Origin of the sequence: Pseudomonas extremorientalis (genome assembly GCF_001870465.1) — a bacterium.
GTDB lineage: Bacteria > Pseudomonadota > Gammaproteobacteria > Pseudomonadales > Pseudomonadaceae > Aquipseudomonas > Aquipseudomonas extremorientalis.
Window position 1 is genome coordinate 1 of the sequence record NZ_MDGK01000044.1, and the last position, 19,726, is coordinate 19,726.

At 56.4% G+C, this 19,726-nt stretch carries 2 protein-coding genes and 1 pseudogene; all 3 read right to left on the reverse strand.

Translation table 11 applies throughout. The annotated features are described in order from the left end of the window. Window positions 1-618, reverse strand: a pseudogene (locus tag BFN10_RS17410) (DUF637 domain-containing protein); the annotation flags it as partial. Window positions 619-2,081: 1,463 nt separating this feature from the next. Then, window positions 2,082-2,459, reverse strand: coding sequence for a hypothetical protein (locus tag BFN10_RS29295; protein ID WP_130898118.1), 378 nt, complete (start codon window positions 2,457-2,459; stop codon window positions 2,082-2,084). Between the two features lie 8 nt (window positions 2,460-2,467). Beyond that, window positions 2,468-19,699, reverse strand: coding sequence for a hemagglutinin repeat-containing protein (locus tag BFN10_RS17420; RefSeq protein ID WP_083351493.1), 17,232 nt, complete (start codon window positions 19,697-19,699; stop codon window positions 2,468-2,470). Between the last annotated feature and the right edge of the window lie 27 nt (window positions 19,700-19,726).

Here is a 19,726-nt window from a genome sequence, read left to right on the forward strand (position 1 = left end):
GGTCTTATCGCCTTTAACCAAAGAGTCCAGATGAACGACTAGAGCTTCGTTGATCCCGGCTGCCAAAGCCCCCGTTCTGAAGTCCCCGCCTGTGGCCTTAGAGAGCAAGCCACCCACCATTGCATGAACCACAATTTTAGGAGGGTAGCCTTCCGTCAGTACCCCATGGGTGTAGTCGCCAATGGCATTAAAACTTGCTGCAGCCAATGTATTGAACAATGCGCCTTTGAGTGCATCACCAAAGTCACCACCTTGTCCGAGCGCTTTGCTCAGCAAAGTCGACGTACCGTTCTGCAAGGCTTGGTTCGCCGCAAACTGGCCAACGCCGGTCCAGGTGTTGAGGGCTGGCGAAGTGATAACGGCCCCTGTGTTTGGATTGGTCTGCGTGCCTGTCCAACCATCGAAAAGCCCTTTCGTCAGGCCTGCCGTCACGCCCGATATCACGTAGCCCTTCATCGCATCCGATGAGGTGACGTCCTTGAACACTGCCCCCAGATTGCCCCGATTATTGATAACGCTGACGGTTGCATTAGTCGCGGCACCTGAAGCAACAGCCCCCACCGCCGCCGCCGTGACACCACCACCACCCGCCGCAGTCGCAGCCATAGGCCCTACGACTCCTCAGGGTCAGACCCCATTTACAGCTTCATTTACTGCTCTCAACCCACCCGAAGCCCCCCATCAAGAGAGGGACTTTCCCAAAGCCAGCACCGGCGGAAAGTATCGTATCCGCCCCTCGGTAACCCAATGGGCCATCGCCTCCTGCCAACCCTGCCGGGATCCCTCAGGGTCTGACCCCGTTTACAGCACTCCCCACGACCTTGTACCCAATGATTATTTTGCTACCAAGCACTGCCGCACTCGGCTTTGTGGTTATCAGATCAGCCGGAAGCTTTAAGAAGTATCTGTGATATCCAAATTAATATAAAATTGACAAGATATGAAACTATAAATATTCGCCAACACGGCTTTTGTGAAAAAGCTTGATTAATTTTTCCCGAATGCCTCGTTATTTCAACGTTTAGAACTCGGCCCCAATAGGTAGATTGCACTTTCACTCTTTCGAATTTGGAGGCGACCCTCTGGAAGGTAATACTCCAAATACTAATGGCGGAGACGATCAATTAGAGGAGCCAATATTTGCTTTACAGACGGCAGAGGCTCTCCAATCTCACGCACCTCAGTCACGCCCTCCTGTGAGCGCACGCTAATAACAACACTGTCGTCTAATCGGGTCTGCGCAACGGCAATAAAGCCGTTTTCCAGCGGATGGACATGCTCTCCAGGCTTTACGCCTGGGTAAAGTGGTGCTGGGTCGAAATCGCTCTTTATCGCAATGACCCGAACCACGGGGTAGAGCCACGGCTGATAGTTCATTGCTAGATAGGCATAGCGTTGGAGTAAAAGGGAGCTAGCGGCGAAGGCACCAAGGCTGTGGATGAATACCGTAACACGCGTTTGTCGAAAGGGTAACTGCAAACCGAAGGCTCTAACAAATATGACTACTTGTTGCAGCGCCCCCCTGCAACGGAAGTTGCAACAGTGTCACTATAGCCAAAAAAACCCTACAACTGCCAGAACTACTGCGGCAACAATCATCCATGCAGGCAGGTAAAATAATATGACAAGAAAGCTAGTAGTCAAATCAAAGCTTTGAGGTGGGAGACCAAGTGATTCCGCAACTAACGAACGAGCCAGCACAGTGGCGACGAGCAGTATAAAAATATGAAGTAGAACAATAGGCGTTTTGGCAAATGGCTTGTCCCAGGCGTCATACAACCAACGTACTGCAGGAAGGCACCACAAAGTAAAGCCACTGATTAGCACCGCCATCGCTAGTGTATATAGGCGTTGCGGAACAGAAGCAATATTATGCTATAGCGCCAACCAACTAAGTATTTTCTTCATTGACAGATGGCTCTCAAAGCAAAACTCCCTTGCTACCAGAGCTAATGGGCCAGATTTATTTTTCTGCACCGCACTGGATACACCACTTATATAAATCCGTCCCGTTTCCTTTGCTTGAGCATCGAATTCGTACGCTCGAGCAAGCAGACTTTCTCAACGCCTTTACGAATACCTCACCCTACAAACTTCTCTCCCTGCTGAAATGACACAACAAACTTTCTCCAACCTAGCAAAGCCTTTTCGAAGTCATCCAAACTAATTGTAACTGCAAACTCCTCATCATGAAGCGAGTAGACTTTAACCTCATTTATTGAAATATCAGCTGCCCAAGTTTCACGCACCCAATCAGTGAAGTCTTTCTCGGCGTTTTTCACTGAGATTATCCTACTCAACCCCTCATCCAGCCAAGAAATAGTGCAACCCAAAGGTAGTCCTCCATCGTCAAGCAAAAGACACGCAAGAAGATCAACGTCATTTGGCCCTCCCACATCCGTGCTGCACCAGGGAGTTGGATCACCCATTGACTCTTCCAAATAAAAGTTAATTTTCATTCTAGCCCTTACATTAATGGATATACGGTAGTTTTAGGGCTCAAATACCCTTTGACCTTTACACCGCTAGGCGTTGTCCCAGTCCAAGTATCTCCGGAAACCTGCTTGTTTTTGAACGCCATATCGACTTCGACTTTTATCCTATCCGAGGTCCATGAATCTGGAAACATCGTAGATTTGCCATTACCACTTTTTGACAAATAACTCCCGGGATTCAGAGGATCCTCCATCTCAATTTTAGCGACATAAACGCCCTGAGCGTTTGGCGGAACTTCTACGCTCTTTACCCGTACATCTCCTGTTGCAGTTGAATGCCCACCAACCACTTTACCGTTACTTTTCAATTCAGCACGCAGTATATGCCCATCAAAATCTACAGGAACAGTAATCTTTGAAGCCAAAACCTTAAGCTCTGATGGGCTCAAGCTTGCCGGATTTTTCTCTGCATTCTCCTTCTCAGCCTTCTCCTTCTCAGCCTTCTCCTTCTCGGCTTTCTCCTTCTCGGCTTTCTCCTTCTCGGCTTTCTCTTTCTCAACCTTCTCCTTCTCGGTTTTGCCCGCCTTATCCCCACGACGATGATCATTCACCGAGCTGCCGCCGGAGGTAATGTGAGTCTCTTTCTTCGCGCGCCCGGGCGGCCCACTGCTCAGGAGCTCTAAGATCAGCCTTCCACCACCGATTAGAGACTCATCATCTTTTTTCGAGGGCTTAAGCTGTTCGTCTGGTTTTTCAGCACCCAACATGTAATTGGCAAGTGCGATAGCGGCATTAGCCTTAAACTCTTCGACCTTTTCAGCAAACTCTTGACCTGCAAAAGTACTATTAACGACTTCGCCTACCAACAAGCTCAAAACGCCCTTCGGCCCTTGAGATAATGCCATCACATAGGCAACAGCTTCAGCTTTTTCAGGGTTGGCCTTAACGTAATCGTTCAATTTTCCGGCAAACGTCAATGTCTTTTGCAGCGCCGTCCTCTTACCCTCAATAGTCGTGATGTCCAGTTCAGTAGACGACTTCAGGTATTGATCAAGTCCAGGCTGGACGTCGGCCTTTGCCGCCTTCAGGTCAGCGTCGTTAACATGCATGATTTCATCAAGCTGCTTGAGCACACCCTCCTGGAACGCAGGATCGCTCATCATGGCCATTGCTTGAGAACGGCTTTTCCCAGAAAAAATCAGCGCCTGATAAACACTCTCGGCCAGCTCTTTCCCCGTTATTGCTTGAGCCCCTGGATCCATCGGACGCCCAAGTGCGACCTCGACCTTGTTGATGACGGCGTTCATGCCCGTCATCGCAACGTTCCAGTTAGCGAGGCTTCTTTTGTCCCACTCAGCAGCGCCCTGAGCCCAGTCTTTGCCGGTCTCAATAGGGTGCAGGACGTCGTCAATCGAAGAGCTGGTCACATAAAGATCAGTGCGCGATTCCTTATCGCGAGTAATCTCATAGGCTTTGGTAACGTCACGGTTCAGACCTGCTGCCGAGTCAGTCCCGTTCTTCTCGTCCGCACGCACGACAACGTCGCCAGCACCCACTGTTGCACGAACGGTTTGCTCACGGTCCTTGTCATACTGCCAACCGTTAACACTCCAACCATTTTCGTCGCCCTTTCCTTTACCGACCTGACTTGGATCCTGCGAAGCCCCACCGCCCTCCTTATAAGAGCCGCCCACATTGAGGTAGTAACCGTGTTCCTTGTCTTGCCCGGCGATGTCGGAAAAGCCAAGTGTTTCAGTGTCGAGCTTGAGTTTTCCGGTGTCGGAAGCAATCAGAGCACCATCAAGCTGAGTGTGTTTCTCTGTACGGATATCGACGACATTGGCGCCGCTAATGCGTGTCTGGTCCTCGATCCAGTTAGACTTTCCGTTGGTTTGGCCGTAGCCCAAAGAGCCACTCATACTGAAACCAAACCCAACCGTTACCGTCGCACTCAGGTCAAACTCATTACCTTTAACCTTGCCTGTATCCGCCACCGAAGAAACATTCAAGTCTCTACCCACACGCCCAACCACACTGTCTCCACGCACTTGGGCACCGGCAACGTTAGTGTCTCTGCCACTTTCAAACCCTAGACGCTCCCCAGCATAGAGATAGGCTTCCTGCTGGCTAACGCCCTCACGCTCTAGATTGCCTTTGCCAAGGTTGACACTGGCATAGAAGCCAAAAGCTCCATCCTGTACTGCAATCCCGGCCTCGCCGCCGCCGCTGCTTCTAGTGCTGTCTCGTGTGGTGTTGTTCTGAGCAGCGATAATATTCAGATCATTGGCGGTACTCAGGTTGATATCGCGCCCCGCCTTTGCTTGAGTGCCTATCAAGTTGAGGTCGTTCGTAGCTTTCAGGTTAATGTTCCGCCCGGCGTCCAACTCAGTTGCAGTGGACAATTGCGCTTCACGATCCTCGTTGGCGACACCGTGACTACCCCCAGCACCAACCCTGAAACCGTTGGAGACACTGCCATGAAAGCCGCTCCAACTCTGATTCTCCTGGCTGTCATCGGCAACTCCGCCTCTGGCAACATCAAATGTAACGTCGCGCCCCTTAACGTTGATGTCACGCCCAGCGCCTAACTGGCCGCCAATAACCGTTACGTCATTACCGGCGGACAGGTTGACGTCATTGCCCGCATTCAAGGTCGAAGACCGGCTCGTCAGTTCAACCGTTTGTTCAGTGACACTCTGCTTGCTGTTGCCAAACTTGATGTCAGGCGTGGCGCCAGCAAAAAAATGACTGACCGAGTCCACCGCCTTCAGTGTGCTCGACCCCTTGCTGACGCCGTCTTCACCTTTCCCCGCTCCGTTAACTGCGTCTTTTGTGCTTCCAAAGTTATGATTGATCGCGACGCTCAAACCATTGCGTTCTTTCTCTCGTTGCTCCTCTACCAACAACCGCTCACGAGCGGCATCAATATTGATATTGCGCCCAGCCTTCAGGTCAATATCGTTGTCAGCCGCCAAATCAGAACCACGTTGATTGATGTCGCGCTTGGCAATGATTGCGAGGTTTTCACCTGCCTTGATCTGGCTCGCGGCCGCAGTCTGTTGTTCTAGCCCGTTCTTCTCGGCGCCACGGTCGGTACCGGCGAAGAAGGTGACGCCGTTGGCATCACTGGACACACCAATCCCTGTTTGTTTGGATTTGGCCCACTCGTGCTCGCTCTTAGAGTTTTGCGCAGCCACCACATTGACGTCGCGCCCCGCATTCAGGCTTACGTCACGCCCGGCATTGATACCACTGCCCACCAAATTGATATCGCGCTCGGCCTGCAACGTCGCATCGCGGTCTGCCACGACCTGGCTACCGACGCTGGTGCTGCTCTGAGCTTCTTGCCCGGCTTTCTTGGCCGAGGAGATCGCGATGAATCCGCCGGAAATCGAACCGGTTTTCTTCTCGTATTTCTCATTGCGGCTATAAGCCGTGTCGTTGGCGGATACCAGGTTGATGTCGCCGGTATCCTTTACCAAACCGGCTCTCAACTCGGCATCGTTCTCGGCATTGATCTCACTCGCCCGCAAGCGAATGTCATTACCTGCAGCCACAACCACGTCATTACCGGCCTCAAGATCACTGCCCACTTGGCTGGCAGTCGTTTTCAGCTGACTCTTACCACTCTTGGAAAGCCCCAGGAACCCGGACTTGGTCTTTTTGCTGTAAGAGCCATGCTCTTCAACACCTGACAGCACTGCGATATCGCCCGTGGCGCCCAGCAACATGTCGCCACCGGCCTTCAGCTGGCTGCCGATCACGGTGACATCACGCCCACCTTCGATGTTCATGCCACCGTCGGCTTTCTTGCTAGCATTGACGGTCAGGTCTTTGCCTGCCTCGACAACGGACGCCACGTTGGTGCTGTCGTAACTTTCGCGCTGCTCGCTTTTACTGCGACCGAACGAGCCTTTGCTCTTTTTCGAGTAGAACGAGGCGTCTTCGTCCAGCGCCGACAGGATGCTCACATCACGATGTGCCTGCAGTGCCACGTTGCCTGCACCCGAGATGCGGCTGGCAGTCAGTTCCAGATCCTTGCCCGCATTCAACGACACATCACCGCCCGCTATCAGTACGCTAGAAACCTGGCTGATGTGGTCCTTGGATTGGGTGACTTTTTTGGATTTACTGGAGGAATGCTGCTCATCAGCTGCCGACGAAACACTTAAGTCTTCTGTCGCAGAAATGCTAAGGTCGCGCTTGGCGTCGATGCGGCTGGCAATCGCGGTGAAGTCACGCCCTGCCGTTACTTTAAGGTCACGTCCAACCTCAACACTGGCGCCGTTCTGCGTCACGGTTTCGGTGCGCAGACGACTGCCCATGTTGAAACCATCACGCTGCTCAACAGCATCAATGTGAACGTCACGCCCGGCAACAACAGTGGTGTCACGCCCGCTTTGCAACACTGCCCCTGTAATAGCCACGTCACGACCGGCGCTGATCGCAAGGTCATTCGCTGCCTCGATCCGTGATGCGGTGTCGAGATAGTCGCGACGTACTGCGGTACCACTGCCGGTACTTGTGACGGCGCGCTCGTTAATCACATCGCCCTTGATGGCCGTGAGCGTTACGTCACGACCCGCAATGATGCCCCCGGCTTTGTTGATAATGTTATTGCCTGCCAGCAAATCCAGGCGGTTTCCGGCTTCAACCAGTCCGCTGTTAAGCAGGTCGTTACCCGCCTTGGCCGACAGATTGCTGGTGGCGCGCAAGGTGCCGGCGTTCTCCAGGTTTTCGCCGGCAATCAGGTTCAAGTCATTACCGGCGATCAATGCACCGCTCGGTGCGAGACGGTTGTCGGCCTGCGCCAGATAAAGCACCGGCACCAGCACTTTTTCGCCATTTACTTGATGTTGTTCAAGCCACACGATGTCGTGGGTCAGGGCCGCCACCTGCTGGGAGGTCAACGATACGCCCACTGCCAGATTCAGTTGCTGCTTGCTGCTGATGGCGTTATCCATCAGGTACTTGAACAGTTTTTCGTCGGTATTCTGACCGTCGATAAAACGTTGCCCGGTACGCGCCTGCACGGCCTGCTGGATCAGGCGCTGTTCGTAGAGCCCGTCGCCCAGGCGTTTAGCGCTTTCATCCGGGTTGTAACCCAAGCCTGCAAGCAGGTAGTCCGAACTCATAAACTGTTTGAGGTCTGTGAGCACCGGGTTGGTTTCGATCAAGTACTTGTGCGGCTGAGACACCGGCATAGTCGGCGTAAAGCCCTGCACGCGATTGACAGTCTGGCTGGCGACCGCTGTAGTTTGCGCACCCGCATCAAGGGGTTGGGCGATCACCTTAGCCACCTGGGTCGGACGACCGTCCTGGCCCTGCGTACTCGGGGTGCTGGCCACAGGCTGGACACCTGGCAGCACAGGCGTCACACCCGGAATGTTTAAGACCGGCCGGGACAGGTCACCTGGGTTGGTGACCTGTATGCGTGTGTCCCGCTCAGTCAGTGCAAGGTCTGGCTGATCACCCGGCCCCGCCACCTTGGTGACAGGTAGCGTCGAACCTGCAAACGGATTTTGGGTGTTGATGCCATCGCCACGGGCAATGTTGCCGGTGGTGATCTGGCCAGGGGTCCATGCGTCACCGCTGCCGATATCGGCGCCCACGGAAACTTCAAGCGTCTTGGCGCTCGCCTTGACATTGCTGACCTGGCGTGTTGTCGGATCCAACTGACGACTCGTTACGCTCTGTTCAGCGACGTTGGTCAACTCAAAGCTGCGCGCTCCAAGCGTAGGCTGTACTTCCTGGCGTTGGGCCAGGCCGAGACTCGCGCCGCTCATGCTCCAACTTTGCGGGCCGCTATTGGCCTGGGCGGCCTGTGTGGCGTCGACAGTCTGGGTACTAAGATGGAAAAGGCCGTGGGTGCCGGTAGGCAGGCTGAACCCGCGCAATGTCAGCGGGTTGACTTGTTGTTGGGCAAGGTCAGGGGGCAGTTGTGAGGCAAGTTGCACCACCACCGTGGCCGGGCCGGTGCTGACACGGGTGTCTTCATTGCGCGCGACGCCCGAGGTGAGGGCCGTAAGAGGCGTCTCGCTACTGTTGATCAAGGTCTTGGTGGCGGTGATGTTCACCGCTCCACCCGCCTGGATGATCGCTGGCGCAAGTGATGTCCCAGCTGTCGAAACCAGTGTGTCGCTGATCAATGCGAATGCCGACAACGCGCCGACCGGCAAGCTTTTAGGCCCGGATTGGTTGTTGTAAGGGTCCATGACGCCCCGTTTGAAACGCCAGTAAGTGCCATTGGACGCTGACATCCGCCAGGTACGGGTGCGCACACCTGACCCAGTCGTCGCGCCTTTATTGGTCAGCGTATCGGCGAAGATATTCATATCGGTGCCAGCAGCGATGACACTGTATTCATTGAGTACGTTGCTGGCGGCGATATCCATACGCCCGCCCGATTGGATAGTCGAGGTTGGCGATGTCGTCAGCAGCTCACTTTGATAATTTTCAGTTCCCACGAAGTCGACAACAAAACTGCCGCCGCTGCAGTCCCAGCAAATGTTGCTCAGCGAGCCGCCACTACCTGCTTTGTCTTGGGTCTGGAATACGTCCCGACGGTTAATCAGACTTGCTACCTTCAGGGACATATCTCCACTGGATTCGATGCTGCCAGACACATTCTCCAGGCTGGCGGCCTTACTCACTCCATCAAGGCCGGCGACCTCCAGGCGCCCCAGGCTGTAGATGTCGCCGTACTGGTTGGTGATAGTGTTGCCGTGCAGGGTCATGTCGTTGCCGCTGAACAGCAGGCCACGGTCATTCATCAAGGTCGCACTGGTCACCTTCAGATTTTGTGCTGCGCCGACCGTCCCGTAGTTGTTCAGGCCACCTGCCGAGAGATTGAGATTCGTCGCCGAGGTCAAACGTCCATAGTTGTTGAGTTGGCCATCAACCCTGATCAAGGTATCGCCACCGCCGGTAATCTTGGCACTGTTGCCCAGATCCAATTGACCTGCGTGCAGGTCGAGACCACCCTGGCTGGTGATCCGACCATTGCCGCTGTAAGACCCCGTAAGATCAAGCTTTAAGCTGCCGTCACTGGCAATTAATCCATTGTTCACCCAACTGCCGCCCTTGCCGTCCAAGTGCGTCGAAGCCAGCAGCTGTCCGGTTTCGGTCTGGGTAAAATGATTGACGTTGACGTTCAAACGTCCGGCCTGGATGACGCTGGTGTTAGTCCAGGTATCAGCGTTGAGGGTCAGGCCTCCGCGGGTGACGATATCGCCACCCGCGCCGGTTACGTTCGGTAGGGAGATGTCAAAGGTACCCTCCCCCATATGCAGCAATTTACCGCCGGTGTTCTGAAAGCTGGCAGCCGCAAGTGTCAGATCCTGGTTGGCCGTTTCCACAACACCATTGCGGTTATCGAACACGCTGCCGATCTGGAATTGCGTGCTGCCCGCGCCCCCCAGGGCGCGCAATTTGCCACCCTGGTTATCGATAGCATTGGCCTCTACCGTCAAGTTGTTGGCGCTTTCTATTAAACCGCTGTGGTTAGTGAGTTGACCAGTGAGACCCAGTGCTATCTGGTCACCTGCAATCTGCCCGGCACTGTTATCGAGGTTGCCGCCATTGACCCGCATCAACCCCTTGGCATACAGCGCGCCCTGCTGATTATTGAGAGCCGAGACGTTCAGCAGTGCATTACCGGTCTGCGCGGCAATGTAGCCGCCCTGATTGTCGAGCTGGCTGGCATTAAGCAGCAGGGCCTGGCCCTGAATCAGACCGGCCTTTTGGTTAGCACTCAGGTCATAACCGTTGCGCAGCACTCCGACAATGCCTGCGTCGATATCCCCCTTGAGCGCGGCGAGCACACCGCCACGGTTGTCGAAGTTACCCGCTTTAAGGCGCACATCACCGGTCTGGCTGATGAGGTTGCCGCCCTGGTTATCGAGGTCGCCATTGACCTCCACTCGCAGGCCATTTTGCCCCTGCAACTTGCCTTGCATGTTACTCAGGGCAAAGGCCTTGATCTGCAGGTCACCCTCTTGGCTGTAGATCAAGCCATCGGCGTTGTTTTGCACGATCGCGCTGGCGTCGATCGCCAGCGGTCCCTTGGCGGCGACGGTGCCACTTTGGCTATTGTTCAAGCCGCCAATAGCCAGGGCCAAGCGCCCCTGGCTGGCCAGTTGGCCGCCGCGGTTATCGATCTCGATCGCTTGCTTGACCACTAGAGACTCGGTGCCGGCAATCTTGCCGTTGACATTGCCTAGGTTTCCACGCAAGTCGAGCAGCAGGTGGCCGTTGCCCATCAACGAGCCAGCGTTGTTGATCAGATTGCCACCTAGCAAGTTCAGGTTGCCTTGAGTGGTGATGCTGCCGGCGCTGTTATCGAGATCCGTGGCGCTCAGGTCCAGGGTTGCACCGCTGTCGATCAACCCACCTTGGGTGTTGTTCAGCCCGCCAGTGACCGTCAAGGTCTGCTGCGCACCGCTGGAGACGACCCCTTTGTCGCTGTTATCCATGAGCGCAGCGCTGACATTCAAACGTCCCTGGCTGGCCAGTGCGCCGGCGCCGCTGTTCAGCAAGCCACCGGTGAGGTTCACGTCGAGGTTGCCGTTGCGGCTGGACAGCGTGCCGATACCACGGTTATCCAGGCTGCTGCCGATGAGGTTCAACCCTTGCCAGCCGGACATCAGGCCGCCGCGATTGACTACGTCGCCTGCTTTCACTGTCAGTAGCTGCTGGCTGATGAACGTGCCTGCGGTATTGTCCAGGTTACGTACCGCCATGCTCAAGGCGCCCTGGCTGGACAGCTCACCGCCCTGGTTTTGCAGGTCGCGCAGGTTCTTCAAGGTCAATGGGCCCTTGGCGAGGATCAAACCTTTACGGTTGTCCAGGTCACCGTTGGCCAGGTCCACGGTGAGGCTCTGGTCACCGATCAACTTGCCGCCGCGAAGTGCCAAGGCCGAGAGCTTGAGGTCCATGTCGCCTTTGGCCGATACCTCACCACCGTCGCCGGCATCCAGCGACTGAGCATTCAGGTCGAGACGACCCTGGCTGTTGATCAACCCCTTGGCGCTGTTGTCCAGGGCCATGGCATTCAGCGTCAAGGCACTGTTACCGAGCAGAGTGCCGCCTTGGTTCGAGAGGTTGCCCGTATTGACGGTCAGCCCTTGTGCGGCGTTTATCAGGCCCTGTTGCTGGTTGTTCAGCAGGCCAGTACTGGTCAACTCCAGGTTGCTGCGACTGGTGAGCGTACCGCTGCTGTTATAGACGGAGGCCGCATTCACACTCAGGCTCGCACCCGCAACCAATCCCTTGAGGTTGGTCAGAACCTGGTCGATACGCAGCACCAGCCCTTGATTACTGAGGAGCCGACCGCTGCTGTTATCCAGATTGCGCGCCACGACATTGAAGGCCTGGCCGCTGGAGATTTCACCGCCTTGGTTGTTCACGTCATTGAGGCGTTCGAGCACCAGCGGTCCGGCCGCGTTGATCAGGCCTTGTTGGTTATTCAACTGACCGTTGTTCAGGTCCAGCGTCAGGCTGGCGTTGCTGAATAACTTGCCGCCCTGCTGATCCAGGCCACCGACACTGGCCTTCAGGGCCTGGGCGCTGCCGATGCTGCCGGCGCTGTTGGTCAGTAGTCCAGCCTTCAGGTCCAGGGTGTCACCGCTGTTGAGACGACCGCCGGTGTTATCCAACGCGCCAGTAGTGACGGATACCGCCCCTCTGCCGCTGAGTACACCTTTGCGGTTACCTAGGCTCGCGCTGTGCAGTTGCAGCGTGCTGTCGGTCAGGAGCTGACCGTCTGCGTTATCTACTCCACCCACCACGTCCAGCGCCAACGCCTGCGCGCTGGAAACCCGGCCCTGACGGTTTATCAGGCTCGCGGCATTGACGCCCAGGCGCCCTTCACTGCTGAGAACACCACCCTGGGTGTTGTCCAGTTCACCCTTGAATTCAAGTTGCAGGAGCTGTTGAGCGAACAACTTGCCATTGCTGTTATCCAAGTCCTGGCCACTGAGCATCAAGCGTTGCGCATTGACCTGGCCTTGGTTGCGATTGAGCAGCTTCGCAATCGTGAGGCTCAGACCTTGCCCGGCCAGCACGCGGCCAGCGTCGCTGTTATCTATGCTTTGCCCGGTAATGCTCAGGTCGGCATTACTCGACAGTTCGCCGCCACGGTTGTCGACACTGCCCACCTGCAGTGTCAGCTCCTTCTCCGCCCCGACCAGGCCTTTGCGGTTGTCCAGGGCGGTACCACGCAAGTCCAATGCCGTGGTGCTGATGAGCTGGCCGCCGCGGTTATCGACTTGATCGATAGTGGCGGTCACCAATGCCTTACCCGATACATTCCCACCCTGGTTGTCGAGTCGGACAGAGGACAGCAGCAGTTCGCCGTCAGCGATCAGAGTACCGCGCTGATTATCCAGCAACTGGCTGGCAGTTACCTCCAGTGCGCCATGACTGTTGAGCAGCCCGTCACTGTTGTCCAAGTGAGCACTGTGCACATTCAGCGAGCCTGCGCTGATCACGCCTTTGGCGTTAGCCAACACACCTTCCACTTGCAGTGTCAGCCCTTGATTACTGATCAGTTTGCCACCGCTGCTGTCCAGGTTGCGGGCTGCCAGGGTGAACGCTTGCTGACTGGATATCTCGCCGCGCTGGTTATTCACATCAGCCAGGTTTTTCAACATCAGCAATGGGCTATTGATCAGGCCGCCGATGTTGTTCAACTGGCCGTGATTGAGGTCTAGATCAAGCTGGGTGTTGCTGAACAGCTCACCCCCTTTCTGGTCCAGGCCGGTCACCTTGGCCGTAAGCTTTTGGTTGCTGGCGATACTTCCGCTGTTATCCACCTGGTTTGCCGAAAGGTCCAGGCGATCGGCACTGGTGATGCGGCCGTTATTGTTCAAGGCGCCGGTGGTCAAGGTCAGCGCACCGCGACTGTTGAGTAAACCGTTCAGGCCGTTGTCCAGACTCGCACTGGTGAGACCGAGGCTGGCATCGGTTTCCATGATGCCGCCCTTGTTGGCGATCGCGCCGCTGGCAGCAATCTGTAGAACACCCTCAGTAGAGATTGCGCCAGCATTGTTGTTAAGTGTGTTGCTGGTCAGTTGCAGTTTGCCGTCGCTGCTGATCTGGCCATGCTGGTTATCCAGCAGCCCGTCCAGCTCAGTCCCGGGAATGGCTACCAAAGCAATGTTGAGTGACTGCTGGCCGGCAAACGTGCCTTGGCCATTATCCAGGCGCGCGCCGTTGAAGCGGTTGTCCTTGGCAAACACCAGTCCTTTGGCCTGGTTGATGATATGGGCCACGGCCAATTCCAGTGCCGTGCCGGCCACTAGCTTGCCACCGCTGTTATCCAAGCGCTGACCCTTGAAGTCGACGCGACTTTGGCTGGAGATTTCTCCTGCGCGGTTATCAACGGTGTCGACCGACAGTTTCAGCGCTTTTGTCGCACCTACCAGGCCTCTGTCACGGTTGTCCAAAGACGCCGCGCTCAAACTCAGTTCACCCTGTGCAACCAACTCACCACCCTGCTGGGCCAGTACGCCGATAGTTGCCTGCAGGTCGCCCTGGCTAGCGATTCGGCCAGCGGCATTTTGTACGTTATCGACAGTCAGTTGCAGTGGGCCCACGGCGCTGATCAGGCCGTTCTGGTTGCGTAACCGTTGCCCACCATAAACTAGAGCGGCTTTGCTGCTGAGCACACCCTGCTGGTTGTCCAGCTCACCGACGCCGAGGTGGAGGTCCTTCTGGGCAAGGATCACACCTGCGCGGTTATCGACGCTCGCGCTGTGCAGGGTCAGCAAGTCCTGGCCCGTAATTTGCCCTTCGCGGTTATCCAGTTGCCCGGTGTGCAGTTCTAGCGCGCCCTTGGCCAACACTTGCCCCTTGGCCTGGTTGTCCAGTAATCCATCAATCGCTGCGTTAAGTCGGCCGTTGCTGACAAGTTGCCCCGCTTGGCGGTTATCCACGCTCCCGGCTTGCACATCCAATAACGTGCCGGCACCCAGGGTACCGCCCTGGTTATCCACGGCCCCCTTGACCTTCAGAACCAAGCTGACATCACCCAGGACTTGCCCTTTGGTGTTGCTCAGGCTGGCCGCGTTCAGCTGGGTTTGGCCTGCGCTGGTAATTTCGCCCTCGTCGTTAAGCAGGTCGTCCTTGACGGCCAGACTTGCATCCAATGAGCTGCTGACACTACCTTCGCGGTTATCCAAGCGTGAGGCTTCAAGCCCGACTCCGGTGGCAGAGATCAACCCCTTGATGTTAAGCAGAGCCTGTTCGACTTTGAGGGTCAGACGCTGATCACTAAGCAGGTCGCCGCCGCTGTTGTCCAAGGTGTCGGCAGTCAGCGCGAAAGCGTGTGCACTGGAGATCTCACCCTTGCGGTTGTCGACGTCCTTGAGGTTCTTGAGCAGTAGCATTCCGGGCGCATTGATAAAGCCATCAGCGTTGTTCAAACGCCCATGGTTCATGTCCAAGGTCAGCTCACTGTTGCTGTAAAACTCGCCTCCCCCTCGCTGGTCAAGGCTGGTGACGCTGGCATTGAGTGCCTTGCCACTGGCGATGCGGCCTTCAAAACGGTTGTCTACGGCAGTCGCTGTGAGGCTGAGGCGATCAGCGCTGGTGACACGGCCTTGATGTTGGTTGAGCAAAACGTCAGTCGTCAGTTGCAGTGCATCATCAGCGACAATATGCCCTCGGCTATTATCGACACTGCCGCCGTTTACCGTTGCAGTGCCTGCGCTGAGCACCTCGCCCCTCTGGTTGGTGATGGCAGCGTCCACGTCCAGCAGCAATGCTCCACCGCTACTGATACGCCCACCGTTGTTACCAAGGCTGGCACTGCGCACTTGCAGCGTTGCGTCGCTGCGCATCACGCCCTGTGTGTTGTTGGCCTGTTCGGACAGGATCAAGTCAAGGTTGCGTTTGGCAAACAGGCTGCCTTGTGCACTGTTGTCAAGGCTGACAGCCTTCAGGTTGAGATCCTGCTGCCCGGAAACCAGGCCCTTGAGCTGGTTATTAAGCCTGTCTAGCGTCAATTGCAGCGAGCCGTTGGCCAACACACGACCGGCGTTGCTGTTGTCCAGCTCGTGTCCTGCCAGCGTCAAGTCAGTCACGCTGGACATCTCACCGCCGCGGTTGTCGACCTTGCCGACAGTCAGATCCATTGCCTTGCCAGCATTGAGTACACCGGCGTCGCGGTTATCCAATGCGTCACTTTTGACCTGCAAGCGCCCTACCGAGGTGACACTGCCACTTCGGTTATCCACCTCATCCACAAGCAGTTGCACATCGCCCTTGCTGGTGACACGACCTTTAGCCTGGTTGTCCAAACGGGCCGCATTGAGATTCAGGCCGGCGCCGGCTGCGAACAGCCCCGCCTGGTTCAGCAAGTCGCCCGCAATCTGCGCCGTCAAAGCGCCATCACTGGTGAGCTTTCCGGCGCTGTTATCAAGGCTGGCCGCATTGACCGTCAATGCTTGCCCCGCGGCCAGCGTGCCGTTGCTGTTGCTGATGGCGCCCAGGCTCGACAAGGCCAACCGGCTATCACCCTGGATACGGCCTTGGCCGTTGTCCAGGGAGGCCGCGCTCACTGTCGAGTGCAAGCCAAGCAGTTCACCATTGCGATTAGCCAGCAGGCCGTTGATGTTGAGGGTCAGGTCACCACCAGCACTCAACTTGCCGCCATGGTTGTCCAGGCTGGCGCTATTCACTTGCAATGCAGCGGCTGAAATCAGGCCTCGCGTGTTGTCCAGTGCCTGGGCAATACGCAAGATCAAGGCTTGCTGGCTGAGTAGCTTGCCGTCTGCCATATTCAGGGCGGTCGCCGACAGTTCAAATGTGTGTGCGCTGGAAATTTCGCCGCCCTGGTTATCCACGGTACCGAGTTGTTTAAGCAATAACTGCCCAGGCGCGCTTATCAAGCCATTACGGTTGCTGAGATGGCCGCCTTGCAGGTCGAGGTTTACATCGGTTTGGCCGGAAATACGTCCGCCACGGCTGTTGTCCAGCGCGATTACCGAGATCCCCAAATGAGTGCCGCTATTTAGTTGGCCTGCCTGATTGCTCAGCTTGCCAGTTGTAATCTGCATTACGTCGGCGCTGGACAGCGTTGCGTCATCGTTGGACACACCGGAAGCATTTATGGCGAGGCGACCGTCACTGCTGACAGCGCCCTGAGTGTTGTTCATCTGACCACCCAGTACGACGCCCAACTGACGCTTGGCATAGAGGCTGCCGCTCGCGCTGTTATCCATGCTCTGACCGGTAATCTGAACCTGCTGAGCGGCAATACGGCCCTTGTGCGAATTATCCAGATCAGCCACTTTCAACTGCAGGTCGGTACCCGCACTTAAAAGCCCCGCTTGATTGAGCATGTTCCCGGCAATACGCGCAGTCAGTGCCCCGTCGCTGGTCAAGTTACCGTGGCGGTTATCAAGGCTGGCACTGTCAAAGGTAATGCTTTGCCCCGCCGCCAATGTGCCAGCCTGGTTGCTGATTGCACCACCAGCGTGAAGCTCCAGCGCTGAACCGCTCTGGATCAAGCCCTGATCGTTGTTGAGTGCCCCAAGCCCAAGCACGATATTTTTGCCCAACAATTTCCCGCTGCGGTTGTCCAGTTCGGCATCGACTTGCACACCGAGACCGTCTACCGCACCGAAACGACCGGACTGGTTGATCAATGATCCTGCTCGCACATCCAGGGTCTTGGCTGTCACCAGTCCTTGGGTATTGTCCAGAGCGCGAGCGATGCGCACACTCAGCGCCTGCTCACTGAGCAACTTGCCGGAGCCGTTGCTGAGTTGATCCGCAACCAGCTCGAACGCCTGGACGCTAGAGATTTCCCCGCCCTGGTTATCAACACTGTTAAGTTGAGTCAGTAACAACTGCCCAGGGGAATTGATCAAACCGCCCCGGTTGTTCAAATGGCCTCGATTGAGATTCAGGTTCAGATCGCCCTGGCTAAAGAGTTGACCGCCTTTGCTGTTATCCAGGCTTCCTAGGGCAAACTGTGCCCCCGCATCAGCGCTAAAACTCCCCCCGTGATTGTCAAGCAAGCCAACGACTCGGGTATTCAGCCGGTTACGACTGTGGACCCGGCCCTGTTGATCGTTGATCAAGCTGGCCACATCGATATCCAGGCCATTGGCTGTAATCAGCCCTGCCCCGTTGTTCAAGGTTTGGACAATACGCAAGCCCAGCGCCTGGTCACTCAGCAACTTGCCGCTGCGGTTATCCAGGCTGTTCGCCGCGAGCTCAAAACCATGGGCACTGGAAATTTCACCACTGCGGTTATCGACACTATGGAGACGGTTCAACGTCAACTGGCCAGCGGCGTTGATCAAGCCGCCATCGTGATTGTCGAGATGGCCATTGCTCACGTCGAGGTTTACGTCGCCGCTGCTATACAGGCGACCACGGTCATGCTGATCAAGGCTAGCAACACGGGCATTGAGCGTCTTGGCGCTGGTGATCGATCCTCCCTGGCTGTTATTGACCGCCCCGACCGTCAGCTCAAGAGTTCCACCACTGACGAGGGCGCCTTGTTGTTGGTTGTTGAGCGTTCCGGCATTGACTTTGGCAAGCATGCCGGATTCGATTCGACCCTGTTGCTGATTGTCCAGCATATTGGCGGTGCTCAGGCCCAAGCTGCCCTGGCTGCTCACGATGCCTGATTGACTGTTATCCAACCGCCCAGCGTCAATCTGCAGATGTTGACCAGCGGTCAGGCGACCGCCTTGATTGTTCACCGTCGCACCGGCGGTCAGTTGCAACATCTGGCCTGCGGATACGAGGCCGGCGACGTTATCTAGGTTGTCGACCTGTAAGGTAACCTGGGCAAGGCTTGTGAGTTCGCCCTTGCGATTGACCAACTGCCCGACACGACCGCTCAGCACTCGGTCACCAGCCACCAGCCCGGCGTCGGAGTTGAGCAACCTTCCCGCATTTAGATCTACGCTTCCAGCACTGAGCACGCGGCCTTTCTGATCGTTATCCAATGTTGCGGCGCTGATCGTGAGCTGGTTTTGCGCGCTCAAGGTTCCGCCTCGGTTGTCTAGAGTGCCGTCGGCGTTGACTGAGAGGTCACGACTGGCGATGAGCGTCTTACCGTTGTTATCAAGCTGCCCGGCAGTGACTTTGATATCCCCCTGGGCGTTGCGGGTCTGGTCTGCGTTGACGCCAGATTCGATGATGCCGTTGTTGGTCAACACACCGCCGCTTTGCAACTGAATGCGATCACGCGCGACCAGACTTTTCTGGTTGGTGAGGTCGCCTTGCGTTTGCATGCTCAGGGAAGTGCCCGCGGAAACTCCGCTGTTGGCCACGACGCTCTGAGCCTTCACGTTGACCGCCCCAGTTGCCGTGGTCGTGCCCATCACCACATTGCCCGCTGCATCAATCTGGATATCACCACCGGCGACCATGTCCCCGGATAGTTTCACCCCTACGCCGGCCTCGGTCCCCACCAACCTGACCGCACCCACATACATGCCGCCCAGCGCCGATGAGTCAATCGCCAGGTCCGGTGCCTTGCTGCCGTCCGCCGCACGCGCCGTGGCGTTCAGCGTGCGCGCATCCACATCATTGCGACCCGCTACGATGGTGAGCTTTTTCGCCTGGATCTGCGCGTTGAGGGTGGTGGCGCGGGTGATGATTTCGAACTGATCGACGTTGCTGGCGTTCAGGCCAGTGCCTTCGATGGCGACGTTGCCCTGATCCACTTGGTAGCGGCTGATCTGGCCGTTTTCGATGACCGCCTTGCCCGTGGTGAGTGTGGCTTGAGGGGTGTTGATAAAGCCGCAACCGTTGCAACTGATGCCATACGGGTTGGCGACAATCACATGGGCCGACTGCCCCGCCACTTCGGTGTAGCCACGCAATTGGCTGGGGCTGCCGCCATTCACCTCGTTGAGGATGACGCTGGCGGCGCTGCCATTGAAGTTTGGGTTACCCACGATGATGCCACCCAATTGGGTGGATTGGGTCCGGCTGGTCGCGTTATTGAGAATGACCCCGTTGGCGCCGACGTTGTAGTCGTGGAATTGGTTGTGCGATAGCCCGTTAGCGTTGGGCGCAGCGATGTTGACGATCGGAACGCCGTTACCCGCCTGCCCAAGGCTCGTACCCGGTCCGCTCACGGCAATGCCGTCCGCCTGAGCCAGCAGGGGCTGCCAGAACATGGCGTTCGCCAGCACCAACGCCAACCCGCGCTTGGGCAAGCCCAGGAAGGTAGAACGGCTTTTCAAGGCAGCAGAAGGTTGGCGCGCAAGAAAGGCGAACTGGCAAACGTCCATGTCATGTCCCGATGCCCAAAGGGCGGT

What these genes read in the sequence shown, in the direction of transcription:
- BFN10_RS17420 (WP_083351493.1), bottom strand. Translation starts at nt 19,699, where the DNA reads ATGGACGTTTGCCAGTTCGCCTTTCTTGCGCGCCAACCTTCTGCTGCC.
- BFN10_RS29295 (WP_130898118.1), bottom strand. Translation starts at nt 2,459, where the DNA reads ATGAAAATTAACTTTTATTTGGAAGAGTCAATGGGTGATCCAACTCCC.